Raw genomic sequence first — 24,851 nt, forward strand, 5'->3', positions numbered from 1 at the left:
ATATCGAACCGTGTGCGCGGTGATCGAGTAAGCGCGGAGCCGGCGCGCCGAACGTCTGGCAGAACTTAGAGAGCTGATTAACACAAGATGCCGCGAATTTACGATTGGGCCGCGCGCGAAGCTGAGCGCACTCTGACGGTGGCCGACCTGCGGGCGGCCCGCGACTCGGGCAAACGCTACACTCAAGTCACCGCTGAGACGGCGGACGAGGCAGCCGCGGCAGAAGAATCTGGTGTCGAGATGCTGGTCACCCGCGCCCGCAACGTGGAAACCGTGCGCAAAGGCTCGAAACAGCTTTTCGTCACAGCGGCGCTGGGCTTTGCCGACGCCGCAACCCAAGACGATATCCTACGCACCGCATTGAAGGCGCTGATCGACGGCGCCGATGCGGTGATCACCGCACGTGGCATGGCGACCGTCTCTATGCTCGCAGCCGAAGATATCCCGGTCATGGGTCACCTGGGTCTCGTTCCAAGGAAATCGACCTGGGTCGGAAAGCTTCGCGCTTTCGGCAAGAATGCCGACGAAGCCTTGACGCTTTTTCATCGCTTCCGCCGCCTGGAAGAGGCCGGCGCTTTTGCAGTGGAATGCGAAGTTATCCCAGCCAGAGTCATGACGGAGATTCGTCGGCGAACCGGACTAGTGACGGTTTCGCTTGGCTCTGGACCTGATGCGGATGTGATCTTTCTCTTCACCGAAGACATATGTGGCGGGGAAGGCCGGCGGCCCCGGCATGCTCGGACCTATGGAAACCTGCAAGCACTGCAAGAGCGTGTCAAACAAGAGCGTGTGAGAGCTCTCAGTGCATTTCGCGCTGACGTAAGCGCGACTGCTTTTCCGGGGCCGCAGGAAATTTCGCAGATCGACGACGATGAATTCGCTACGTTCATGTCAGCGCTGAAGCGAGAGGGCTTTTGAGTGTTGATTCGCTAGTCGTGCGAGCGATATCCGCAAGAACAGCGATTTCTTGGCGCCTGAGGATTTCGCATAGGCAGGCGATTTCTCATCCGAGAGTTCCATGGAGTGGAGGTAACTATGGATGACACCTTATACGGCACGCGTGACAAACGCGGGAACTGGATGCCGAACAAGAGGCCAGAACGCGCGCCGATTTTTGTTTGGCCGGTGCAACCGAAGAAGATCCTTCGTTGGTTGCCGGGATACCTCTTGCCTTGGAATACCCTTTACTTCGTGATCTCGCTTGTATCGTGGATCTATCTGACGCCTACACTGGATACAATGCGGGAGTTCCGCGCTGACTGGATTTTGCTCATTCTGCTGCGCAATGCGGGGTTAACGCTCTTTGTCTACGGCAGCTTCCACTTCATTCTCTATGTCCAACGGCGTCAGCAAACGCACTTCAAGTATAATGCAAAGTGGCCTGACACCGACAATACGACCTTCATGTTCGGTAGCCAGACAGCTGAAAATGTGTTCTGGACTATGTGTAGCGGCGTGCCGGTATGGACCGCTTATGAGGCCCTCGTCTGGTGGATGTACGCTAACGGCTATGTGCCGTACGTCGATTTCGGAACGCACCCGGTGTACTGCGCTGTCCTTGTGTTGGTGATGCCGGCCTGGCGCGAGCTGCACTTCTATCTGATTCACCGGCTCATTCACATGGGACCGCTGTACCACATCGTACACAAGGTACACCACAAGAATGTCAACCCGGGGCCGTGGTCCGGCTTGTCAATGTCTACTCTTGAACACATCGCCTATTTTTCCGGCGTGCTGATCCATTTCGTCGTGCCCTCCCACCCGGTACATGCAATGTTTCAACTCATGCATGCAGGGTTGTCGGCCGCGAAGTCTCACACAGGTTTTGACCGAGTAGTCGTGGACGATGCGACAGCCATCAACACGGACAACTTTTACCACTACCTGCATCACAAATATTTCGAAGTGAACTACGGTGAGCGACGCATCCCGCTCGACGAGTGGTTCGGCACAGCTCACGACGGTTCTCCGGAAGCGGACGAGAGGATGTACAAACGCATAAAGGCCAAGAAGTGGGCGCGCGGCAGTTAGCTCTGAAGTTGGTGACGCGAGACGGAATGTCCGTCTAGGCTTTTATGAGCGTTTAGCACGCGCGGAGAGCCTCCCTGCCGTCCGCCAACGGCACACGCGCCCAGACGAATATGGGCAAGGCATCGACGCAATTCTTGCGAGTAGATTCAGAGGAACACCAAATGACTAGCCAAGGCGAATGGGTTGCGGCCTGCGCTACCAATGCATTGATGCCCGAAGAAACACTTCGCTTCGATCATGGCAGCCGCACGTTTGTAATTGTTCGCTCTGCCGAAGGAGACTACTTCGCGATCGATGGCCACTGCTCCCACGAGAAGGTCCATCTAGCGGATGGCATCGTCGACGGCGGAATCATTGAGTGTCCCAAGCACTTCGGGACCTTCGATTACCGAACGGGCGAGTCGCGTGCATTGCCTGCATGCGTTGACCTGCGCAGTTACGAGGTGAAGGTCGAGAACGACACCGTCTTCATTAAGCTCTGAACGAAGCCAAAGGGCGGAATGCACGACAATGACGAAGCAGATCTTGCTTGTCCTACAGTCACTCTGGGCGATGGAACGGCGCCAGCCCGATGGGATCGAACGTTCTGTCGACCAGAATATAGAGATGATCCGAGAAGCGGGGTTCGATGGCATCAGCGCCTCGTGTACTAATCCTGCGCGCGTTGCCGAGCTTGGGCGCGCACTCGCCGGCTCAGGACTTGCAGTCGAAGGTATGTGCTTCCCGCAGACGATCGATCACCTAAAAGCCGCCATTGACCTTGCCCGGCATCTCGACGTCTTGCATCTCAACGTCCAGCCTGACATCCGCCCGCGCCGTGTCGCCGACTGTATCGCGCTGCTGGAGGGCTGGATGAGGTTGGCGCAAGATGCGGACATGCCCATCTACTTCGAAACGCATCGCAATAGGATGACGACAGATCTCCTCTTCACACTCGACCTGATGGACCAGGTCCCTGAGATGCGCATGCTTGCCGATCTCTCGCATGTCCTGCTGGGCCGGGAATTCTGGTATCCGATCTCGGACGAAGACGAAGCGCTGGTGCGGCAAGTGCTCGATCGCTCCTGGGCATTTCATGGTCGCGTTGCGTCCCGCGAGCAGATACAGGTCGAGATCACATTCCCGCAACACAAAATGTGGCTGGATCTGTTCCTCGGTTGGTGGAAATACGGCTTCAAGAGCTGGCAAAGGCGCGCCGGTGCGGAGGACCGCCTCACTTTCGCGTGCGAACTTGGCCCGCAGCCTTATGCAATTAGCGATCGCCAGGGCAACGACACCACAGATCGCTGGACGGAAGCTCTCCTACTCAAATCTCTCGTGCGCAACCTGTTCGAGAGTGCGGCAAGCGATGCTCACTCATCGCTCGGAAATGGTTCGCGCCCTTGAGTGACCAATCCACGATAGTTATCGTTGGGGCGGGCGAAGCCGGCACCGCCGCTGCCGTCGCCCTGCGCGAAGGCGGCTGGCGGGGTATCGTGGTCCTCATTGGCAATGAAACTATGCTGCCGTACGAGCGCCCGCCTCTATCCAAGGCGATCCTGATCGACGAGGCGAGCCATGAACCCAAGCTGATTGTGACATCACAGCGCCTCGCCGAGTTGAAAATCGATTATCTCCAGGGCAACGAAGTCGCTTCGATCGATCGTGGGAACAAGTTAGTCGCGCTCTCTAACGGATCAAGGATACCGTATCACCGGCTCCTGTTGGCTACGGGAGCCCGACCTCGGAAGTTGAGCGTTCCGATCGCCGAAGGAGCCAGGGTGGCGACACTGCGCACATACGACGACGCCATGCGTATTCGCCAAGTCACCGGCCAAGGATGCGATGTCGTCGTGATTGGGGGCGGTTTCATCGGGCTTGAGGTGGCCGCGAGTGCGGTCTCGAGAGGCGCTTCGGTGACCGTACTCGAGGCAGGACCACGACTGCTTACGAGGTCGGTGCCAGCTTCTATGGCCGAGCTGATCAGGGCCAAGCACGAACGTTCTGGCGTGCGCATCGAGACAGGCGCTATCGTCGAGCGTATCGGTATCAGCGAAGGACGTACCAAGGTGGTGATAGCCGATGGTCGCTCGCATGTGGCTGATCTGGTGATCGTTGGAGTTGGAGCGACGCCCAATGTCGAACTTGCGCAAGCGGCGGGATTAGCGGTCGACAACGGCATCGTTCTGGATGAGACGCTCGCGACTTCGGATCCGGACGTTTTCGCGGCGGGTGACTGCTGTTCGTTTCCGCATCGTCTCTATGACAAGCGCGTCAGGCTGGAGGCCTGGCGCAACGCGCAGCGGCAAGGTGCGGCGGCGGCGGCGAACATGCTGGGCGAGAATCGTCCCTACCAGGACGTTCCTTGGTTTTGGTCAGATCAATATGACGAGACACTGCAAATCGTCGGCATCTGCCCGGAAGGAGGAATTCCCGTAACCAGACACCTCGGTGCAAGAGGCCAGATCTTGTTTTACCTAGCAACCGGCGGGCGCCTGGTCGCCGCATGCGGATTCGGGAGCCTGGGCCCAGTGGCGAGAGAAATACGTTTCGCCGAAATCATGATCGGGAGGCGACTTAGCCCTAAAGCAGAGGCGCTCGCAGACCCCGAGATGAACATCAAGAAACTATTGGGTTAGAATAGAATTCAGCATCCGACACTGCTTGTGCGCCGATCGTGACGACGGCCGAAGAACTCGATGTCCGGATGCGCGCCCTTTGGGACAAGGCAACGGCGCTGCAGCGGAAAGCCGCGTTGAAGATCATCGTCGGTCGAGAAAAGAGAACCCGCTCAGGCCGCGTAGTATTGTGCACGGAACGGTCAAACACGTAGACAAGCTATAGCGCCCGCATGTTCGAGCCCCGTCTTGTGCTAACCAGGCTGAACAGCGGCGGCAGACAAGGATTCATGTCTATGAAGACAATTCGATGCTGATTCGGGCGCTCCGCGGCTTGGCCATCTGGTTCTCAACGAAGCTGGATTGCCGACCCCTGATCCAGAGCAGCGTGTTTCTTCGCGCGGGATCGATCTGAATGAGAAAGGCCCGTCCAAGGGCGGGACCTTTCGTAATGTAATATCGTTCACGCTGGGACGGCCAAAGCGGGACGAAGCCCTGCCGTGCTTAATCTCCGACGTAGACGCCGCCGCGCTTTTTTGCGATCAGATAAACTAGGATGCTAAGCAACGCGATAGCCGTGCCGTAGAATGGAAACACCCACGAGAGGTTAGAGCGTTGGAGCCATAGCAGCAGGAACGGTGTGGTACCGCCGAAAACCGTTGCCCCGATAGCGTATCCAAGGGCGACGCCAGTGGTCCGAACATTTCTCGGCATCAACGTTGTGGCGATGAAATTATAAAGCGCCATATTGCAGCCGACGAGAGTTCCGCCCACCAACATAACGATTGAGAAAGTCAGAATGCTGTTCTCGGCATAGAACAAAGATAGGAAGAACGATGGGATGAGCAGTAGGCGCATCCCGACGAAGGCCCGCGAGGGCTTCACTTTATCCGCAAAGGCACCGATTGCCGGCGAGAACACCATCCAGATGGCGCCCATTACCGTCACAATGCCATACACGTAGGTGCTGTTTTCCTTGAATACCCCGTTGGCGATGTTGGGCAGACCGAAATTGTACGTGTAGTTTGCGATCTGCACGCCGCCAACGACCAGAATGGCGGCGAAAAGCGATAGCCTCGCCTTCCAAAGTGCTTTCCACACTCCGCCGGTCGTCTCTTGGATGCGCGAGTCCTCGTCCACCCGATGCATAGCGCGAGCGATCAGGGTTTCTGGAAGGGTCTGCCGAAGATAAATGATGAGCAAGCCTAGCACGCCGCCGACTCCGAACGGAACACGCCAAGCCCAATCGCGCATGACGTCACTGGACACCGCGGCGCTGACGAGGAAGGCAACCAAACTGGCTCCGATCGAGCCCACCATAATGAATGTGCCATTGATCAGTCCGAGGTATCGTCCCTCCCGACCTGCTGGTGCCAATTCGATCGCGATCGCATTCGCGACGCCCGCTTCGGCGCCGACGGCGAGGCCTTGCACCAGTCGGAGCGTGACCAGCACGATGGTGGCAGTGATGCCGAGGTCCTTGTAGCCCGGCAGCACTGCGATGATCAGCGACGATAGCGCCATGGCCGAAACAGCGATCATCATCACGGCTTTGTGGCTGATGCGATCAGCGATCGGGCCGAGCAGCGCCGCCCCTATAGGCCGCGCGGCAAATCCAGCGCCGAATACTGCCAATCCCGCGAGCAGGGAGACGACCGGGTCAGTCGCTGGAAAGAAGTGCGGCGACAGGAATGCCGCCATGAAGCCATAGAGCTGCCAGTCGTAGAATTCGAGGGCAACGCCCCCGCCGAGGCCCAGAGTCATTGAACTTGTTGCGACGGACTTTTCAGGTTCAACGATGGTGTCAACGGGATGTGCAATCAGCTGCATGGTTTTGTTTCCGTCTTTAAATCAATTCGTTATGGTTGATGATCGGAGGAGCCGGAGCCGAACGGTCATTGCCGTTCGCGGGCTTCCGTGGCGCTAATGTGGAATACACGCGAGCATCTTCGCGCCGAGCGCCTTGGGCTCAGGCGAGACCACCGACATGCCCGGAGACGTCTCCGAGTTAGTTTGTTTTGATTTTTCAGGCAGCCTGCATATGCGAGCACCAGGCTCATTCTCATCGTTTCCCCTCCTGTTGCACCCGCGGTTTTCCGCGTCGCCCTCCGAGGCCGCGAGTTCGCGGCATCCGTGGCGAAGGGAGCGTCTCGCTCACATTCGCTCTCTCATAACGGCTGGCAATTCCTGCTCTAGTCCATTACACGAAGAGAACACCACGCACATAGGCCAATGTCAACATTGCATCATCTCAATCCTTGACTTAGTACTGCCCAATTAGAATCGAGCGGCATTGACCTCTTCGTGACGCAAAGATGCACAGGCGGCTGCGCTAATAAGTTTTTGTAAACACTACATATTTTTCCTGGCGCGTCCTTCGTCAACCGCACTTGAGCTATCTCATTTGATGTTTTCTTGATACTACGCGCCGGAAAATGAGGGAGCGATCAGTGCAGTTCTCCCGCAACGTCAAGCGCAGTTGACGCAACACCAGGACTTGAATTTGTCGATGAGGAAAACGGAATGAGCAGCGGCGCTGCGCTTGATGGGTTTGTCGGAAGATCGATTGCGATCGATAAGACTATCACTGGAGGTGATCGCGTTCGCCGACATCTCGCTGAACTCGCATCCAAAGCCATCTTGACGAGGCATGTGCAAAGGCAATGGCTTGGGCGGGCGCGTCTTCCAAGGCGCATTGTTGGTAGGCCTCATGGCGGGCGCGGGAACAGCGACGCTTCAGTCGATTGGCCGCCCGGCTGTGTCATACGGCCGCGACCGTTTGCGCTTTTTGCGCGGCGTCCATCTCGGCGAAACCATCACCGCGACGTACACCATCACAACGCCGTCGAACTCAAAATCAAACTGTGAGGCGGAGGTGCGCGTCACGAACAGTGCGTGCAAGTCGGTCGCCCTGGCAACTCATAGCGCCCATTTTACGCATGGACGCGGTTGCGTCTCACCCAATATTGCGAACGACGTCCTTAATCCAAGTCGAGATCGGAGCGTCGTCCGCTATTGACATTCGGGTTGGTGAAGAACGGCGCCGCTTTTGTCGCCTCGTGCCGCTGTCCTTGGCGCCGCCGACGAAAAGCAAAGGCGCTTCCGTCGAGATATCTCACTCTCCCCGAAATCTGGGCGGGCGCTTTTCAAAGAACGCATCCATCCCCTCTTGCTGGTCCGAGGTCGAGAAGGCCACCCGGATTGACTGCCGTTCGAACTCTATACCCGCATCCAGAGGCGTCTGATATGCAGCGAGCACTGATGATTTTGCGAGTTCAACGGAACGCGGCGGCTTCTGCGCTATGACGCCTGCAATTTCGAGCGCCCTCGCGGTCGCCGAGCCGGTGGAGACGATGTCCGCGATGAGCCCGGCCTGCAGCGCGGTCTTAGCAGAAATCGGCTGACCGCCAAGAATCATCAACATTGCCAGTGATTTTCCTGCTACGCGCGTCAGGCGTTGAGTGCCGCCGTCGCCCGGGATCACGCCGATATTGATTTCTGGCTGCCCAAACTGCGCATGTTCGCCTGCCACCACGATGTCGGCGAGCATCGCGAGTTCGTTTCCGCCGCCGAAACATACACCTTCAACGGCCGCAATGATGGGCTTCACGCAGTTCGCAATATCCCTCCAGTCACTCCGCCTGGCTGGATTGTTAATGGCTTCGAACCCGCGCTGTTGCATTTCTTTGATGTCAGCGCCCGCGCAAAAGAAGGCGTCGCCTCCAGTGAGAACGATGCAACGTACATCCTCGTCGGCAATGGCAGTGCGGCAGGCTCGGGCAATATGTGCGATAAGTTCATTGCTCAGAGCATTTCGCTTCGCATGTCTATTCATGATCAAGAGCCGAACATGCGGGGAAGGCGTGGTCGCGATGACGAGATCTGATGTGGTCACAGGATGATCCGTGGAAGTTGGCTCGGAATTATAAGGCGGTTCTTCACGTGAGCCGCGAACGAAGGTCCGCGCCGACTAGCCAAACGCCTTTTTATCGCGTGCCTCGGCAATAGCGACGGCTGTGAATCCGAATGAGGACAGAACCTCGTCGGTGGCAGCACCGATCGGCGCTGGGTGTATCCGGACGGCTGGCGGGGTCCGCGAGAGGCGAACCGGAAGACCGGCCAACGGGACAGTCCCGCGCCCCGGTACATTGACTTGCCACATGATGCCGTTATGCGCAGTTTGGGCCTGACTGACGGCGTCGGCGATCTCGTTGACAGGCGTGCAAAGAAGATCCACGTCGGACAGTCGCTGCACCACCTCGTCCGTCGTGAGCGAAGCTATCGCCTGTGCGCAATGCTCCTGAACAATCGAAAAATTCGCAACCTGACTTTCGCGTGTTGAGAGCTCGGGTCGCGCGCTGATGTCGGGCAAGCTGAGCGCTTGGCACATGAGCCCAAGCGGGTTGTCGCGGAACAGCATAACCACCGAAACCCAGCCGTCGTTCGTCTTGAAGAAGATCGACTGATTGATCCAGTTGGTTTTCGTCCCGTAAATGCTCTCGCTCGCAATTTCACAGAGTTGCATGGCGAGTGCGACATCGTACAGACAGGTCGAAACGACTTGGCCGAGCCCCGAGGTCTGGCGCTCGATAAGCGCGGCGAGAACACCTTGTACAAGCGACATTGCCGCGCCGTAGTCGACGATAGGCGAATTGGTCAGGTGAGGCGGCTGATGCTCTTCGAGCCCTCCGCGAGCCAACCCGCTGAAAGCCTGGGCCAACATATCCTGGCCGGGCCGGCTCGCCAGAGGCCCGCTCTCACCGAAGCCGAACCCGGCGGCATAGACCAACCGCGGATTGCGCGCGCTCAGTTCACCAAATCCGAGACCCAATCGCTCCATCACGCCCGGTCGGAAGTTATGCATAAGCACGTCGGCCTTATCGACCAACCGAAGAAGGATTTCTTTGCCGACTGGATTCTTGAGATCCAAGGCGAGTGCACGTTTATTGCGGCCCATTGCTGCATAGTAGGAGCTCATGCCGCCGACACGAGTTGCCTCGAAATCGAGCCCGCGGGTGATGTCTCCCTGGGGCCTTTCGACCTTGATGACGTCCGCGCCGAGATCGCCCAAGACTTGGCCGGCAAGTGGGACCTGCATCACCATTCCCACTTCCAGCACGACAATTCCTTTAAGTGCGCCGGCTTTGGGGGTGAGCGTGTTGTCTGTGGGTTCAGCGATCACTTGGCGCCCTCTCTAGTAATCTGATCTTGATCGGCCACCAGCCGACGACCAAAGCTACAGTACATCCCGAATAAGGTCAATAAGTACACTATTCCAATTGTAAATTGCCATATCTCAATAGCTACGGGAATTGCAGTGACGCCTCGGAATGCCCGCGCCGACGCCGGTACGAGATAATGAATGCGCCATGACGCCAGCATGGCGTTTTTCAACGAAGCTAACGTTGATGGACACGGATGAATGGCGGACGAGAAGCTGCCGTCCGTTCGCGCTGGAGTGGACGTCGAAATTTTCCGAGAACCCGTGGGCGTTGTCGGGCTCATTACGCCTTAACTCTCCCGTCGCAATCCCTGCCTGGAAGATTGCCCCTGCCCTCGCCTACGCGCACGGGAGGAGATATTCGGAGCCGTTGCAATGCTGATCCGTGCTCGGAACTATGAAGATGCCCTGGAGATCGCAAACGATACTGCGTTCGGACTGTCGTCCGGGATTTGCAGGTCGAGCCTGAAGTACGCGAGCCACTTCAAATCCAATGCTCAAGCCGGGATGATCATGGTCAACCTGCCAACTGCGGGCGTGGACTACTACGTACCGTTCGGCCGTAGCGGCTGTCCTACTCACCGCGTGAACAGGGCCGGTATGCAGCCGATACCTACACGACAGTCAAGACGTCCTATTCCTACGACGGCAACATCTGACCAAGCTCAACTGCCGGAAGAGACAGCACGACCAGATGCGCTCAGCGCATTCTGGGTTCAGATGATCGACATGTCAGCGTCGTTGCTGGCCTCTAAAGATCCGGCCAATTGCCGCAAGGCCCACTCGAGGTCGTCGATGCTCTCCGGCACGCCGATCGAGATTCGTAATCCCGAGATCAGGGACGGATCGACAAGCAGCGCGGAAGACGGCGTGGTGATCACTCCGCGTTGCAATGCTCGTGCAGCAACATGCTCGACGGCGCCACTCGGCAGATCCAGCCAGACGTGGAAGCTCGATGGGTGGTTGGCCCGAACATACGGCCGTAGGATCTGTGAAGCGAGTTTTACGCGCTTCTTCGCTTCTTGCGCCAACGACTGACGTACTTTAGCGGCCATACCGTTCTCGATCCACTCGGAGGCAATCATGGAAGAGATCGGAGATGCCATCCAGACGGTTGCCCGCATAGCCTGATGGATACGGGGAACATACTGTTCGGGCGCGATGAGCATGCCCAGGCGTAGGCCGGGCGCCAGACATTTCGACAGCGTGTTGACGTAGAACGTCCGCTCCGGAGCTAGCGACGCGAGGGGAATGCTGGCCTCATCCAAGAAGCCGTAGGCATCATCCTCGATGATCAGGATATCGTGCTTGCGTGCAATTCGCACAATTTCCTGACGGCGAGCGGCTCCCATGATCGTTGCCGTGGAACTCTGGATCGTGGGCATCGTGAACAGCACGCGTGCATCGCCCGAAGCCGCCGCTCTGTCGAACGCTTCCGGAACGAGTTCCTCGCTATCCATTGGAAGTCCGACCAGCTCAAGCTTGGCGAAATGAGCGTACGATTTCATGCCGTGGTAAGTGGCGGCCTCGACGAATACTTTATCACCCGGCTGACAGATGGCGCTCAGCGTCAACGAGAACCCGTGTTGCGCTCCATTCGTGACGACGAGATTGTCCGGTCCCGTATCGAAGCCGATCTCGCGCAATAACCTGGCGAACTGGATGCGATGATCCAATACCCCGGACTGAGAGAGGTAGCCGACGCAATCGGAGATGTCCTTGGGGAACGTCCATGTGCTATCTGCAAGCACCTTTGGCAACCGCGAAGGGCCAGGTATGTTCAAGCTCAGATCGATGACCCGCCCTCGAGACCGGGCATTCTGGCGCTGTTCTGCAACAAACGTCCCTCGGCCAACATGGCCAACGAGCAGGCTTCTGCGCTGCCCCTCTGCATAGGCCTTGATTACAGTACCGACGCTGAGGCCGATGCGCTCGGCCAAGTCACGCTGAGTCGGGAGCTTAGTCCCGATGGCAAGCGTGCCGGACGAAATGTCCTTCTCAATAGATTCAACTAAACGGAGAAAGGCGGGTGCCTTGCCGGGGCGCAGTTCGGGATACCATTTTTGCATCTCAACTCTTATCTCAGTGGACCTTGACCTTCAACTCCCGAGGCGCAGCTCGCAATCGCGAATTTGGGTGAAAAACGGCTGATTTTCAATAGTCCGAGGTGTATCCGGAGGTCGGTGGACGCTCGAGGATGAAGAAGTCGGTGACCGCCCGGCCTCGCGAATGGTCACCTGCTCCATGCAGAACGCAATCGTTATTTAGGCTCTTCGGGTCTCGATTTTGAAGCTACAACACCTTGACCGAAAGGAGCTCCATCTTTTCGTCCGCGATAAGTGGGTTGCGCAACGGCCGGCCAAACGCCTTCGAATTCCACCTCGAAGACGTCACCGCTCCGCGGCCTGATGCCTGCGGCGAAGCTCAAGACGCTCGCGCCGAAGAAATGAATATGAACATCACCTGGCCGACGGAAACCGCGATACTTGAAATGGTGATGTTCAAGGTTGCGGATGGTATGGGACATGTTGTCTTCGCCGGAAATGAATTTATCAGACCAGATCGTTGAGCCGGCCCTCAACACTCGGACGGTGCCGACTACGTCACGCGGAAGTTCGCCGAGCAAAATTTCGGGACCGTAGGAGCATTGGCGCAATTTTGAATGGGCGAGATAGAGGTAGTTCTGCTGCTCCATCACGTGATCCGAGTACTCGTTGCCCAGGCTGAAGCCCACACGCAGGACCTCCCCTTGGTCGCCGATGACGTAGAGGCCAACGACCTCCGCCTCATCGCCACCATCTTCGGCCCACTCCGGCAAACTCAACGGATATTCGGGAGGCACCGCCCACGAGCCATCCCCTTTGTAGGCCCATTCGGGCTGGACCCCGATGCTTGCACGGTTCGGCTTGCCACCTTCAAGACCGAGCTTGAACATCCGCATCGAGTCGGAAAGATCACCTGCGGCCAATTTAGCGTGCATGGCATCTCGAGATTCGGCGCTTCCGAGATGCGTTAGGCCCGTCACAGAGATGGTGCAGCGGGACGGCTCTGCATGATCGAGCGGCAGAAGCAACCTCTTCTCGGCGACGATCGCGTCATAGTCGACTTGTCCCTCGACCCCGCGCGCCGAAATGAGCTGTTCCAAGGATGCATCCGAGCGCGCGGCTTCCAGCGCAAGGGCGCGGACGCTCGTCGCATCTTTGACGATAACCGGCGGGGCGCCTTCTTTGAGAATGGCGCCCACCTGCCGGCGACCTTCCGAAGTCGAAAATTGAATTAGTCGCATCTCAGGTTCCTTACACGTCGGAGGGCTGCAATCGGCCACTGAGCATCAGCAGCGCCTCGAACAAATAGTAGCTACCGAAAATCAGCTCGGCGTTGCTCACGTAATCCTCGGGTCTGGAATCTTCCCGTTTATTAAAGCAACCTTCGACCAACATGCCGACGGGCCTCTTGTCACTATCTTCCACCGGAGTGAGATAGCCGTCGACGAGGGCGGCGGCCGTTTTTTCCGCAGCATCTTTGTATTTTTGACGCTTGCTGTCAGAGGGCGCGATCGAACTCAGCTTCAACAGAGTGGAAGCCATAAACGCGCTCGCGGCTGTGTCTCGTTCAGTATTAGGGGCGGCAGGATCGTCGAAGTCCCAGTATGACACGCGATCGGCTGGCACGCGATCAATCCACCAATCCGCCCCCTTGACTGCGGCGGTCAGGAAGCGCTCGTCGACGCCTCCTAAGAGGCAACTGATGGTCGCACCCAGCACACCCCACGCCTGCGCCCTCGCCCAAACGCTGCTTCCGCTGTAACCCTTGTGCGTGTAGCGTTGAAGCACTTGGCCACTCTGCACATCGAGCGAAGAGGATTGGACGAAGGCACCATCTTCTCGTTGATGGATTGAGAGAACCCGGGCTGTATGTTTAGCGGCGATGGTCCGCATTTGGCGGTCGTTCAACTCCCTTGCAGCCCAAAAGAGCAGCAGAGCTACGACCAAGCTGTCGATGCTGCTTGCTGTTGCTCCCACGTGCGATCCTTCTTCGGCATTTTCTCCGAGCGGGACCAGGCCGAGCTTGGGGTTGAACCGTTGCTCGATGTCTTTTGCCGCCGCGAGACCCAACTCTCGCGCTGACTTGCTTGCTGCGAGGAGCGCCCCGAGGCCTGCACCGTAGTAGAACGTCGCAGCCTTGAACGCTGTGTCGGCATTCACGCGCGATACGAGACGCTTACAGACCGCCTCTGCCAGATGCTTGTAGCCCTCGCCCCCTTCATCTCGGGATGCGAGCCACAACATTCCAAGCCAGTAACCACCGGTCCAATCTCCGTGAGCCGTCGTTTTCCAGATTCCGGTATTTGGATCAGCCCAATGCGGGAAGCCATCGCCCACCTGCTGCGCTGTCGCATGGATGCGAACTCTTCATGCGGCTGATCGCTTCATCCCAGTTTGTATTCTTCATCTTAGGTCCCTCGTGGGGCGGTATTGGCCGCCGAAGCAGCCCGCCACTGCATGGCAATTCACCCTGCACTGGTTCTTGAGATATAGCAACTTAATGAATGGTGCATCTCTATTTGTTGACATGCGGCATTACTTCGCCTATGGTCCTTCCGACGAAGGTGCCCGCAAGCTATTTCGCCACCTGGCCTGGAGGACGAGCGGCCTGGGTTACGCCATGTTGAGAAGCCGCATTAGGCTTGGATGGGCGGCGGACGTCTGCGATAGCAGTCCAAGAAACAGTCTCAAGAGTAGTCTTGACCCAGGCGAGGATAGGTATGGCCGTGCTTGAGCGTGAACGCGCTCAACTGCTGTCGGACCTGTATTGAACGTGACCGAGATCGCGTATCGCTCGTGACTTTGTGGGACTCCATACGTCCTGAGTTCGCGGGACCGTAGTAAGCCGGCGAAGGAAACTGCGCCGTGGCGGTTCGTCCGCACCAGACCCGTCTTCCTGAGATCAGTGATGGCGCAACCACCCGTTCCGCCGCGCTGCGGAAGTCGAAACGAGGGTGCGGATGGCCGGATAGACTGCCAAGCACCCAATGTCGAACCTGCGAGTCTCCGGCGAATTTGCGCGTGGCGCAGAGATGGAGATGATGGTGCAGCTCATCATGCTGCCAGAGGCGGCAAGATCTTAAAATAGCGCCGCGCCGCCTTCATCAAATGGCGACGTGCAAAAGAATCGAGAAGGTGCATCTACGACGCATTGTCGGAGTTGCGACGGTTCGTCCCTACTGCGACACGCGCCAAATGGAAATTAGCCATCGGAATCAGTGCGGCCCGTTTGGCACGCTCTTTGAAGCGACGAAGCCATCCCGGCGTAATGATCCTTGTGAGTGTTGCAATGAGCCTTCCAAATTTGACGAAACGAGCAAATACCCTCGGAACCGATAAGGGGGATGAGGTTGGTGACGCCCACGGCTACACCAGCTTCTACTCTTTTTTGTTCGAGGAGTTCCGCCACGAAGCCTTCACGATGGTCGAGATTGGATTACAGCACGGGAACGGCTCTCTCGATCCGAATATAATGGTCGGTCGCAAGGTTGACGATATTCCGTCTATCAGGATGTGGTTGGAATTTTTTCCCAAAGCCGAGATCGTCGGCTGCGACGTTGCTGATTTCAGCGCCTTCAGAATGGACCGCTTCCGTTTCGAGCGCCTTGACATGGGCGATGCGGCAGCCTTGGAACGCCTTGCGAATTCGCTCCCTCCAGTAAGGATCGTTATCGATGATGCTTCACACGCAGCTTATCACCAGCAGCTTGCTCTAGCGAAGCTGTTTCCCATCGTCGAGCCTGGTGGTTTCTATTTCATTGAGGATCTGCACACGACGCACGGGATTGCCGTACGGCTGCCGCCCTGCGATTCAACTGAGACGCTAGTGGAAAAGTTCACTCAGACGCGTCAGATTGACATTCCGTTCCTGTCAGCGATCGAACGCAGAAACCTTGAGACCACGATCAGGAAGATGTTCATCCATCGCAACGATAAGGGGGGCGTCAGCCGCTGGACCATGAAAATGGTCGGATTTGAAAAGCAATAGCAAGTCAACTGAACCTTCCGTCGATCAAGCGGCGATCTGGTTGGCTGTATTGGCTCGCCCAGACGAGAACTCCAGAACCTGGATCTGCGAAATGTGAATGCGTTGAAAACGGCGACAGGTGATTGCTTTGCTGGCTTGAGTACCCTAGGGCGTTCTTGTTGCTGTTGCGCGATGTGACGGCTCGAAGCCTTTTCGACCGCAAAGTTGTGGGGTTAAATGCTGCGGGGCAGCTCTCCCACTTGATTGACAATGGTCACACCTGTCTGATCAACAGCCTTTCCTTGTAAGACCTGGCTCTTTCCCGACTTCAAGGTCCGAGCAGTGCGATGAGTTCGCCGACCGCGACAGGTAACGCAAGGTCTCGGTGAGTGGGCCGCCGGCGACGAACAAATAAAGATAGCGTACCCCCAGTCGTTCAGGAACCGCATGCGGCAATCCCTCCACTTGCACTTGCGCACACCGAACGAATCCGAGAAGACATTCCTATTGATCGAAACCACCCATTCCACCCGTCGCGACTGGCCTGTGGAGCGGTCGGGCGCCGTCGCATGACCCGGAATTGCAGGGCTTCGCTCCTTTCGACGAAGACGAGGGCGCAAACGCAAAGAGCGAGATTAATCCGCAATGCGCGACATGCTGCGGCTGTCTGCTGATGGCTTGCTCCAATTCGTGTTGGCCCAAATCGTGCACTGCGCTACGCGCGGCATCTATGAATCGGATCTCCGTGGTGGAGTCTCGCTGCCGATACCCAAACGGTTATCGAGAGCGGAATGAAACGTTGACCGAGGTCGAACACGAACAGTGCGTGCCAGGAGATCAATCGGCTATGACGAGGGCTTGCTTGCACGCTCTCGGAGTCCGGCCTGATCTTCAACTCAGGCAAATCGCCGCGCTAAACATGGAGGCACTATGCGCATCTGCGGTATCAAGCTGTCGCATGACGGGGCGGTGGCCCTTGTCGAGGACGGCCGGCTTATTTTTTGCATCGAGCAGGAGAAGCGGAGCAATAATCCGCGATATCAAACGATCGACAATCTTGATGCGATCGTCGATGCCCTGGCGGAACACGGACTGGATCCACAGGACGTTGATCAGTTCGTCATCGACGGCTGGGCGGGGAAAGTGGAGTCGCAATTCCAGGTCCTCAGCGGAACAGTACCCGTCACTCTAAAAGGGGGGCCGTATGTTGAACGCCATGCAGAGGGCCTTCTCACCTCGCGCGACGCCGTTGGCCTGAGGCTCGACGGCAGAGATTTCCCTTATAGAAGCTTTCCGCACGTCACAAGTCATGTGGCATCCGCATACTGCACCAGCCCCTTTGCCAAAGCTGGACAGCCCGCCTTTTGCCTCGTGTGGGACGGCGGCACCTTTCCACGTCTCTATCATGTAGAACGTAGGAGCGCCGAGTTCATCGAATGTCTATTCCCGATGATTGGACACGTCTATGCCGTCGCGGGCCTTCACTTTGGACCGTATAAGCAGACCAAGCGCCCCAACTGGGACCTGGGTGATCCCGGCAAAGTGGACCCGGGCGGTGCCGGCAAGCTCAACCTGGGTATTGCCGGCAAGCTGATGGCCTATATCGCGCTCGGGTCTGTTAATGAAAACATCATCAAGATCTTTCAAGGCCTCTACCAGGAGCGCTTTGCGGCTGACACGACGCTTGCCAGCTTTCGTACCGACATCAAGAGCATGGAGTCCGCACTGGCTACTGTGCATGACTTCTTCGATGCTAGCGCGCAACAATTGAAGGCCACGGCCCCCCAAGATGTGCTCGCATCCTTTCACTGTTTTCTCGAGCGTCTGCTCGTCCGCGAAATGGCGATTGCTTTGCAGCGGCATTCGCGCTTTACGGCGCGCAATTTGTGCATAGCCGGCGGCTGCGGCCTCAATATCAAATGGAACAGCGCGCTACGTGCGACAGGCCTGTTCGATGCCGTCTGGGTGCCCCCGTTTCCGAATGACAGTGGCTCGGCAATCGGAGCCGCTTGCTGCGCAATGGTGGCAGACAACGGCTTTGGGCCGTTGGAATGGTCGGTATATAGTGGTCCAACCCTACAACGTAGTGATGTGCCACCCGAATGGGAGGCCTCACCGTGTAGTATGCATGAACTGGCGACCATCCTCGCCCGTAACAAGCCCGTCATTTTTCTTGCCGCCCGCGCCGAACTTGGACCTCGGGCATTGGGTAGCAGAAGCATTCTCGCGGCCGCGACCTCACCCCGAATGAAGAATCATCTGAACGACATCAAACTTCGCGAACACTTCCGACCGGTGGCGCCGATATGCCTTGAGGATCGCGCGCCCGATATCTTCATTCCCGGAACGCCGGACCCCTACATGCTCTTCGATCACGAGACGCGAGCAGAATGGCGGGACAAAATCCCCGCTGTTGTACATCTCGATGGATCTGCGCGATTGCAGACAATTTGCAGAACCTCTCAGCACAAAGTCGCCGAGCTTCTCGTCGAATACGAAAACCTCACGGGCATTCCGCTGCTTTGCAATACGAGTGCCAACCACAATGGACGTGGGTTCTTCCCGCATGTCGCAGCTGCCTGCGAGTGGGGACGCGTTGAGCACGTGTGGTGCGATGGCGTGCTATGGACAAAAACTCCGTAAGCGAGCTGTCGCTCGCGGCGCACTATGGCATCGCCTGACGAGGCTAGTTCAAGTTGTTGCGCGAGCCTTTGCCGGGAACCGGGCTTGGCCAGCACCGATGTGATCTCGCCGCTGCGAAATAGCCCAAGCGACATTCGCCTATCGCCAGCTCCTTTGAGCATGCGTTGACCACGATTGTCGGTGAACGGACGCCGGGGTGCATCGTGACGATGGAATCGGGGTGCAGTACACCAGTCAATAACAATCCCGAGTAGCACTCGTCTGAAATGATCCAATACGGAATTCGATAGCGAGCTCGCCGATGTTTTGAAGTATCGCTCAATTATAAACTGCGCCCGTCGGAGTGTTAGGCGCATTGATGATTATGGCTTTGGTCCGTAGCGTGACGGCAACTCGGATTGCGCTGATATCAGGAATGTATCTCGGGCGGTGCGCATCGACGAACACTGTGTTGCGCCGGCGCCAAGGACCTGGGCCAGGAATGTCGGCTGCCAAGGGCGAATAATGATAACCTGGTCGCCGCGCTCTAGGACGGTCACGGCCACGGAGAGCAATGCATTCTTTGAACCCGTAGTGAATACGATCTCTTCCGGGCCCCAACTCACGGCTGGTTGAGCCGAGAGCTTTTCGGCGACGGCCCTACGAAGCGGCATGAGCCAAGGGGATCGACATAGCGGTTGTCCCAGCATTGATTGCAGCCATCGTCTCTTTGCGCGCCGACGAGAGCGGCTCGACGATTTCGTCGGCCGCCAGACCCATGAACTGATCTCCGACAGCAGCAGCCGTCGTGGCTAAGTCGCCACCGCCGGCAATGCGCGATCTAAATAGAAAGGAGCCACCTCGGGCGCGACAGCATGAGTGGCCTCCTACAAGGTTGTCGAGTTCGTGGAGTGATCCAGACCGCGTGTCCTCCTCGCCCTTGCGGTTTACAACTTAGCTCTAGCCGCTGACGCTGACGAGTTCATACAAACCAACAAACCTGTTTCTCAACACGGGCCGTGCCCCGTTGCGAGTACTCTCAACTGAGGTCTATGCGATAAGAGAAGTGGACCGAGCAACCGGAGCCGATGCAAGACGTCGTAAACCCCGGCGAGTGATTGGGCCGAACAACAAATGAATTGATCCTCGGAACCGACCGCCGTTCGGCAGGACATCTCCTCGCGTCCCTGGCGCGCGAAACGAGTCCTGCCATCGCTCGCCCTGCCGAAGCTCCTTTCGTCATCAACGAGGCGTGCAATTCAGTTGATCTCACATCCCCCTGGCTTTGAAGGGGCGAGAGCTACGCGGCCCGCGACGGTGCTTCGACATGACCATTGACGATAGCTAGATTGTAGTTGGCCTTGTATGCCGAGCTCCTTGCATCTGACCTACGATCCGCGCCGATCACCCACCGGTCACCCACTGATCATTCAGGACACTATATCTGACAAATCGCTAATGTTGGCAGCTCATTCCGGCAAGCGTTGACCACGCGTTGAGCGATCACGGCCGCGCTGGATTCGATCACGTCAGGGAACTGCCGCAAGTAAGCTCGAAGTGCAACGCTCTCCGTAAATTCCTTGAACGTCAACTAGCACCGGTTTTGGCTCGATGCTCCTCGCACTAACTCGTCGCATTTTGGACAAGTGTGTCGGGACTCGGACGATAAAAACTCATCCTGGCAGGACCAAATGGTTGAGTTTTCGACTTCCATCGCTCCGGCAGCGCCCGCCAAGTCACGCAGAGACTGGTACGGCGATTGCTTAACGAGAGGCGGCCCCGCATCTCACGCGGTGGAGCCCAAATGCATTGGCCTGTAATGCGGGCTGGGACATCGGCTATTCAATAAAGAGGAACGTGAATGTCCGGCGTTGCTGCTGCGTTTCTATACTCGTCAAGCACTTCAACAGCGACCGTTTACGATCAACTCAAGCACATGATTCCGAAACTGGCACTTCGTGGACAGGCGGGGGTCGGAGTTGCCGCTTTCATGCATAAGCGGGGTATTCGATATGGGAGAGCGCTTCCGTCATCGCGCGATTCTGTACGCATTGAGCCCATTGAACAGGATCGCAGTTTTCGTCCTCATGTTGCAATCGCCCAAATCCGTAGCCGATCGCGCGGAAGCAGCGATCGTGACGACGACCTTCAGCCAATTCACAACAATGAGGGCACCAGCCACCATTTAGCAATTTCTCTGGATGGAGCTTTGGTCAATGCCCGCGAACTCAGGGGAGAATTGCTTACCCAGGGGCAACGGTTAGGTCCCAACAACGATGCTGAGCTCCTACTCAAGTGGATTGAACGCTCCTGCGAACGAGAGTATTGGCGCCGCGGTCTACCCGCCAGTTACGAAGCCGTCTTTCGCGAACTTGATGAGCGTATTGATGGCGCTATTAGCGCGCTTCTCCTGAACGGAGAAGGAAATCTTGTCGCATACCGCAATCGAAGCGGTTTGCGACCATTGGAAACCATGCGAACAAATGACGGGTTCTTTCTCTTTGCTTCTGAAAATTGCGCGTTTGCTGCTTTGCAAGGTAAGACGCAGCAACTCTTGCCCGGCCACATAAAGTATGTAGACGGGCAAACCGGGTGCAGCAATGATCATTCCGTGAGCAAGGGGCGATATAGGGCCAAACTCTGCGCATACGAAACTCTCTATTTGGGAAGTCCACACACGTCGATCGACGGCCAATCACATTTCGAAACCCGCTACAACATCGGGGTCGCCTTGGGCGGACCTGTGTCGCAGCGACTGCAAGCGGAATCACGCTCAGCGCCTACAATTGTTTCCTCTATGCCTCATACGGGGGGCCCGTACGCGGACGGGCTGTTTGCATCGCTCGCTGAGCACGGCATTTTCGCTGAGCGTCGCGAAGTAGTCGCAACGCAATTTGTTGAACGAACCCTCATCGGCACACTTGACGGACGAAAGTCTCGCATTTCTCAAAAGTACCGAGTGTCGGAGCCTGACATTGGTGGAAGCACTATAATGATGGTCGACGAGGCTCTAATTCGTGGCGATACCAGTCAAGCTGTTACGAGTTTGCTCCTTGCCGCTGGAGCCACGAGCGTTACATTGGGCGATCGGTTCGCCGCCTATCGTGGCTCCGAACTACTACGGCATGGGTATTGACACACTGGATGAGCTAGGATTCTGGCAGATATGGAAACGATTGCCGCCCGAACAGCGCGCGCAAAGCCTTCGCTTTCACCAAATGGAGCCGCAAGTGCTAAGAATCATCGAGAATAGTATCGCGGCGTGCATCAACGCAGCCACCGTATCGTATCTGCCCCTCCCGCTCCTTGTATCATCGCTTGCCCACAGGCTAGAAGGCTTCGATTTGTCACCCTTTACATTCAAGATGCCGACCCGTGCGGGACAGCAACGCGCGGACAGGAACTTGCGTGCATTGGTCGGCAGCGCGCCCTGTTTGGAATCAATCGCGGCGCGAGAGGTCGGATTATGAAACCCGTTCTCGTCTTTGATTGGAATGGAATGCTGCGCAACGATGTACGCGCTGCTCCAAACGACCAATGCCATTCTAGCCCACTTTGGTTCATGCAATGATCGATGAAGACGCTTCGGGAACACTGCGATGTTCCGCGGTTCGTTATCGCAGTCTCTAATGGGAGTGCGGTGTTTCACGATACCGACCGAACCTCATGCGGATAAGGCACCGATCTGGCGAGGTCGCGCAGAATGTGGAGCCAGCGCACCGGGAAGCTGCTTTGCCCATCATCGTGAGCAACCATACAGTCACCCCTATTCGGTCCCAATTGATAAGACTCGGAAGCAACGACTACATCAAGGATGTGCTAGCCTTTGAAAGCCGCATCACTCTGTCGGATGCCCGCTTGCGGGCTGCGTATCCAGACTACAGGATTAGCACCATCACGAGTTCTTTCCCGACTTAGAAAGTCACGGATTTTTTCGGGATCTATAGATCATGATTGGCGAGGAACCATCACCCAACGTCGGCCCTAAAACGCCGAAGCGGAGAATAGGGGTTGTCGGAGTCGGCCGCATGGGAACCGGAATGGGTATCAGCCTATTACGTAGCCAAGTCGAGCTGCATATCAAAGCCAACAAGAATTGTGCCGGTGCAGATCGCTTGACTGACGCGGGTGCGCGTGAACATTCCTCGATCGCTGAGTTGGCGCAGTATGTAAGTGCTGTCGTGTTGTCCTTGCCGTCGAGCCGCGAGGTTGAGACGGTGTGCCTTGGGGAAGACGGGCTTTTTGCTCATATGCCCCGAGGAGGCTTAATAATAGACTGCACGACCTCTTATCCCGCTTCGACAATCGCACTGGCCGAGCAGGCTCACAAGTGTGGCCTAAGCTTTATAGATGCCCCAGTAACGCGGAGCCCCGAACAAGCAGAGTTCGGCCTTCTAAACGCGATCGTTGGATCGAGTGATACGCTTTTTCCGGTGGCTGAAGGCATTCTTGCCGCATTTTGTGAGAGTGTTTTTCATGTCGGAGATGTTGGACAAGGTCACAAGCTCAAGCTTGTTTATAACAGCATGACAATGGGCATAGCGGCGGTAGCCGCGGAGGTCTGTCAATTTGCGAATAGTCTTGACATCGATCTTGTGACGCTCCGCTCTTTGGTCAGTCGTGGTTCCACCAATAGCGGAATATTCCAAGCTTTCGTGGCCTTTTTGTTGGGCGAGAAACCTGATGCGCTGGCGATCTCGATTGCGAATGCCGCAAAGGATATTGAGTGCGCAGTGCGCCTAGCAGAGGAAAGTTCCGTTTCGGTGCCCGTCCTGGCTGGCTGCTGCCGCCAGGTTAAATGCCGCGGTTTTCCAGGGAAAAGCCGAACTGACGCTACCTCATTTGTCTCACCCGTAGACTCTTTGACTTATCGAGACGCAAGGTAGGAATGCTGTCCATCTGTTCCGTTATATGGCTTGCATTACTGCGCTGAGGCAACCGATTCAATGCTGGGCATTCCTACAGCTTTCATGAATGGGCTCTCGCGTGGCCTGAAGCGAAGAGATCAGTCAGACCAGCCCTACCAGCTTGAAGGGTACGCAGCCGCCTCGTCGGATATTCCTTCCAGGCTGCTTTCGGCCACCGCTTGGTGCGATGCGACCAGACCCTTCGGACGATGGCACGTATACGACGAAGACGGCCTGATTGGCGCATGCGCACGAGTATGGTGAGCTCTATGATGGCGTTGCGCAAAGGTCAGGCGGCCTGCTGATCGGCGGGCTTGTCGTCTTGGCGTAGGAGCTTGCATTTTCAGGGCAGCAGTTCGTGCAGACGCGAAGCGAGACGATCGACGATACGGGCGAGTACGTCGGCGAGCCAAGGCCTGGGATCGACGTTGAAGCTAGGTAATCATCGCCAGCATGATGGCGGCACGGTTGGCACCACGCTGGCTGCCAGCAAAGGTCCAGTTGCGCCCCAAGGCGATGCCTCTCAATGCGCACTCAACGCAATTTGGTCAAGTCGATTCTGCCATCTTCCAGGAAGCGGGCGACGGCGTCAGCGCCTGAGCATGCAATTCATAGGCTTCAGGATCTCGGAGGAGTGCGAGAGGGTTTCACGCTCACGCAGTAACCAGGCCCGCACGTCCTCGAGAAACGGCTTGCCCTTTCCTGGCGCGGGGCGCGCCGCTGAACGCAGAAGGATAACTTTGCGGTGGAGGAGCGGTTACGGAATTATCGGTGGCGCCGGGCGCCTTTCCACCCGTGGGCGGATGGAGTGGCGGATGACGATACTTGTCGTCGCCGAGGAGGACTTCTCACCGGAAGGTGCAGCACGCGTTGGCGTTCGATTACACCGACGGATGAGCGCAGGCGATCGAGGAAGCTCCTGACGGCGAGACGCAGACAACCTTCCTGCTCCTTCGATCGGACTTTGATCTCTTGCACTCCAACAAGCAAGCCTGTTCGCGGCTGCGCAAATCGGGCATGCGAGTGCGCAGCTCTTCAAGTGAGAGAAGGCTCTCCCGCGAGGCCGTGAGCAGACGCTCGAGCTTTCCGGGAGCCCGCAAGATCGCGGTGAAACGTTTCTTCCCGGTGTGTGTGGGATCGGCGTTGCGCGCCGCCTTGAGCCGGCGCTCAAGTTCGTCTTCGATTAGATGTCGGTCTTCCGGTAAACGCGCGATCTCTTTCCATACCACCGCGTCCAGCAGAATCGGACGCATCGGGCTGATTGTTGCAGACTGGCCCGCCGAGCGCGCGCCTGCCATCCGAGCCCAAGCAGCGGTGGTAATGGATGGTTCGAGCGCTCGACCTGGTGGACGCGATATCGCTCATAGCCGCATTTGGCGCGGCTCAACGATCCTTGCAGGGCGCTCGGCGCGATCGTGCGTCGCGGGGTATGCTTCTTGTTGGCTTCCAAAGGCTCATTCG

At 57.2% G+C, this 24,851-nt stretch carries 16 protein-coding genes and 3 pseudogenes; 10 read left to right on the forward strand and 9 right to left on the reverse strand.

The window, feature by feature from the left end; genetic code table 11:
- The first annotated feature begins 87 nt into the window (after nt 1-87).
- The 5 genes from ACSKB8_RS03990 (at nt 88) to ACSKB8_RS04010 (ending at nt 4,649) form a co-directional block, all read left to right on the forward strand.
- Nucleotides 88-918: a 3-methyl-2-oxobutanoate hydroxymethyltransferase gene (locus tag ACSKB8_RS03990; RefSeq protein WP_438102661.1), complete on the forward strand. Its 831-nt coding sequence runs from the start codon at nt 88-90 to the stop codon at nt 916-918.
- Nucleotides 919-1,035: 117 nt separating this feature from the next.
- Nucleotides 1,036-2,031, forward strand: coding sequence for a sterol desaturase family protein (locus ACSKB8_RS03995; RefSeq protein WP_438102662.1), 996 nt, complete (start codon nt 1,036-1,038; stop codon nt 2,029-2,031).
- 161 nt (nt 2,032-2,192) lie between these two features.
- The gene (locus ACSKB8_RS04000) at nt 2,193-2,513 is read left to right on the forward strand and encodes a Rieske 2Fe-2S domain-containing protein (RefSeq protein WP_438102664.1); all 321 of its coding nucleotides are present in this window, start codon (nt 2,193-2,195) and stop codon (nt 2,511-2,513) included.
- Nucleotides 2,514-2,541: 28 nt separating this feature from the next.
- Nucleotides 2,542-3,417 carry a sugar phosphate isomerase/epimerase family protein gene (locus tag ACSKB8_RS04005; RefSeq protein WP_438102666.1) on the forward strand — a complete coding sequence of 292 codons (876 nt, stop codon included), beginning with the start codon at nt 2,542-2,544 and terminating at the stop codon, nt 3,415-3,417.
- On the forward strand, nt 3,414-4,649 hold the full coding sequence (locus ACSKB8_RS04010) for an NAD(P)/FAD-dependent oxidoreductase (RefSeq protein ID WP_438102668.1): 1,236 nt from the start codon (nt 3,414-3,416) through the stop codon (nt 4,647-4,649). Before ACSKB8_RS04005 ends, ACSKB8_RS04010 begins: the two co-directional genes overlap by 4 nt.
- Nucleotides 4,650-5,132: 483 nt before the next feature.
- Here ACSKB8_RS04010 and ACSKB8_RS04015 read toward each other — a convergent pair whose 3' ends face one another.
- From ACSKB8_RS04015 to ACSKB8_RS04030, 4 genes are all read right to left on the reverse strand, one after another.
- A complete protein-coding gene (locus ACSKB8_RS04015; protein WP_438102669.1) occupies nt 5,133-6,458 on the reverse strand; it encodes an MFS transporter in 1,326 nt (441 codons plus the stop codon).
- A gap of 906 nt (nt 6,459-7,364) precedes the next feature.
- The gene (locus tag ACSKB8_RS04020; protein WP_438102671.1) at nt 7,365-7,529 is read right to left on the reverse strand and encodes a hypothetical protein; all 165 of its coding nucleotides are present in this window, start codon (nt 7,527-7,529) and stop codon (nt 7,365-7,367) included.
- A gap of 214 nt (nt 7,530-7,743) precedes the next feature.
- A complete protein-coding gene (locus ACSKB8_RS04025; RefSeq protein WP_438110379.1) occupies nt 7,744-8,463 on the reverse strand; it encodes an enoyl-CoA hydratase-related protein in 720 nt (239 codons plus the stop codon).
- A 135-nt stretch (nt 8,464-8,598) separates the two neighbouring features.
- Complete coding sequence (locus ACSKB8_RS04030) at nt 8,599-9,810, reverse strand: CaiB/BaiF CoA transferase family protein (RefSeq protein WP_438102673.1); 1,212 nt, start codon at nt 9,808-9,810, stop codon at nt 8,599-8,601.
- Nucleotides 9,811-10,194: 384 nt separating this feature from the next.
- Between ACSKB8_RS04030 and ACSKB8_RS04035 the strand changes: the two are divergent.
- Nucleotides 10,195-10,508 (forward strand): annotated as a pseudogene (locus tag ACSKB8_RS04035) (aldehyde dehydrogenase family protein); the annotation flags it as partial.
- Nucleotides 10,509-10,565: 57 nt separating this feature from the next.
- On the opposite strand, the gene ACSKB8_RS04040 reads toward ACSKB8_RS04035, so the two are convergent.
- The 3 genes and pseudogenes from ACSKB8_RS04040 to ACSKB8_RS04050 all read right to left on the reverse strand — a co-directional run bounded on the left by ACSKB8_RS04040 (nt 10,566) and on the right by ACSKB8_RS04050 (nt 14,231).
- Complete coding sequence (locus ACSKB8_RS04040; RefSeq protein WP_438102674.1) at nt 10,566-11,918, reverse strand: PLP-dependent aminotransferase family protein; 1,353 nt, start codon at nt 11,916-11,918, stop codon at nt 10,566-10,568.
- A gap of 223 nt (nt 11,919-12,141) precedes the next feature.
- Nucleotides 12,142-13,135, reverse strand: a pseudogene (gene araD1 / locus ACSKB8_RS04045) (AraD1 family protein).
- A gap of 10 nt (nt 13,136-13,145) precedes the next feature.
- Nucleotides 13,146-14,231, reverse strand: coding sequence for a hypothetical protein (locus ACSKB8_RS04050; protein WP_438102676.1), 1,086 nt, complete (start codon nt 14,229-14,231; stop codon nt 13,146-13,148).
- A gap of 814 nt (nt 14,232-15,045) precedes the next feature.
- On the opposite strand from ACSKB8_RS04050, the gene ACSKB8_RS04055 reads away from it, so the two are divergent.
- The 4 genes from ACSKB8_RS04055 to ACSKB8_RS04070 all read left to right on the forward strand — a co-directional run bounded on the left by ACSKB8_RS04055 (nt 15,046) and on the right by ACSKB8_RS04070 (nt 23,369).
- Nucleotides 15,046-15,882 (forward strand): hypothetical protein, encoded by an 837-nt coding sequence (locus tag ACSKB8_RS04055; protein ID WP_438102678.1) that lies wholly within the window; start codon nt 15,046-15,048, stop codon nt 15,880-15,882.
- Nucleotides 15,883-16,791: 909 nt separating this feature from the next.
- Nucleotides 16,792-18,504, forward strand: a complete 1,713-nt coding sequence (nodU, locus tag ACSKB8_RS04060) for a nodulation protein NodU (RefSeq protein ID WP_438102680.1) — start codon at nt 16,792-16,794, stop codon at nt 18,502-18,504.
- A gap of 1,840 nt (nt 18,505-20,344) precedes the next feature.
- On the forward strand, nt 20,345-21,619 hold the full coding sequence (locus ACSKB8_RS04065; protein WP_438102682.1) for a hypothetical protein: 1,275 nt from the start codon (nt 20,345-20,347) through the stop codon (nt 21,617-21,619).
- An 814-nt stretch (nt 21,620-22,433) separates the two neighbouring features.
- A complete protein-coding gene (locus ACSKB8_RS04070) occupies nt 22,434-23,369 on the forward strand; it encodes an NAD(P)-dependent oxidoreductase (RefSeq protein WP_438102684.1) in 936 nt (311 codons plus the stop codon).
- Between the two features lie 364 nt (nt 23,370-23,733).
- Here ACSKB8_RS04070 and ACSKB8_RS04075 read toward each other — a convergent pair.
- Together ACSKB8_RS04075 and ACSKB8_RS04080 are read right to left on the reverse strand one after the other, a co-directional pair.
- A pseudogene (locus tag ACSKB8_RS04075) lies at nt 23,734-24,117 on the reverse strand (IS66 family transposase); the annotation flags it as partial.
- A 154-nt stretch (nt 24,118-24,271) separates the two neighbouring features.
- Nucleotides 24,272-24,688, reverse strand: a complete 417-nt coding sequence (locus ACSKB8_RS04080) for a hypothetical protein (RefSeq protein WP_438102686.1) — start codon at nt 24,686-24,688, stop codon at nt 24,272-24,274.
- Nucleotides 24,689-24,851: the final 163 nt, after the last annotated feature.

This window comes from Bradyrhizobium sp. BR 1432 (assembly GCF_051547705.1).
GTDB lineage: Bacteria > Pseudomonadota > Alphaproteobacteria > Rhizobiales > Xanthobacteraceae > Bradyrhizobium > Bradyrhizobium zhanjiangense.

Excerpts from the sequence above, each read along its gene's own strand:
- ACSKB8_RS04070 (WP_438102684.1), top strand. The coding sequence starts at position 22,434 with ATGATTGGCGAGGAACCATCACCCAACGTCGGCCCTAAAACGCCGAAG.
- ACSKB8_RS04005 (WP_438102666.1), top strand. The coding sequence starts at position 2,542 with ATGACGAAGCAGATCTTGCTTGTCCTACAGTCACTCTGGGCGATGGAA.
- ACSKB8_RS04015 (WP_438102669.1), bottom strand. The coding sequence starts at position 6,458 with ATGCAGCTGATTGCACATCCCGTTGACACCATCGTTGAACCTGAAAAG.
- ACSKB8_RS04065 (WP_438102682.1), top strand. The coding sequence starts at position 20,345 with ATGTCCGGCGTTGCTGCTGCGTTTCTATACTCGTCAAGCACTTCAACA.
- nodU (WP_438102680.1), top strand. The coding sequence starts at position 16,792 with ATGCGCATCTGCGGTATCAAGCTGTCGCATGACGGGGCGGTGGCCCTT.
- ACSKB8_RS04080 (WP_438102686.1), bottom strand. The coding sequence starts at position 24,688 with ATGGCAGGCGCGCGCTCGGCGGGCCAGTCTGCAACAATCAGCCCGATG.
- ACSKB8_RS04025 (WP_438110379.1), bottom strand. The coding sequence starts at position 8,463 with ATGAATAGACATGCGAAGCGAAATGCTCTGAGCAATGAACTTATCGCA.
- ACSKB8_RS04040 (WP_438102674.1), bottom strand. The coding sequence starts at position 11,918 with ATGCAAAAATGGTATCCCGAACTGCGCCCCGGCAAGGCACCCGCCTTT.
- ACSKB8_RS03995 (WP_438102662.1), top strand. The coding sequence starts at position 1,036 with ATGGATGACACCTTATACGGCACGCGTGACAAACGCGGGAACTGGATG.
- ACSKB8_RS04000 (WP_438102664.1), top strand. The coding sequence starts at position 2,193 with ATGACTAGCCAAGGCGAATGGGTTGCGGCCTGCGCTACCAATGCATTG.
- ACSKB8_RS03990 (WP_438102661.1), top strand. The coding sequence starts at position 88 with ATGCCGCGAATTTACGATTGGGCCGCGCGCGAAGCTGAGCGCACTCTG.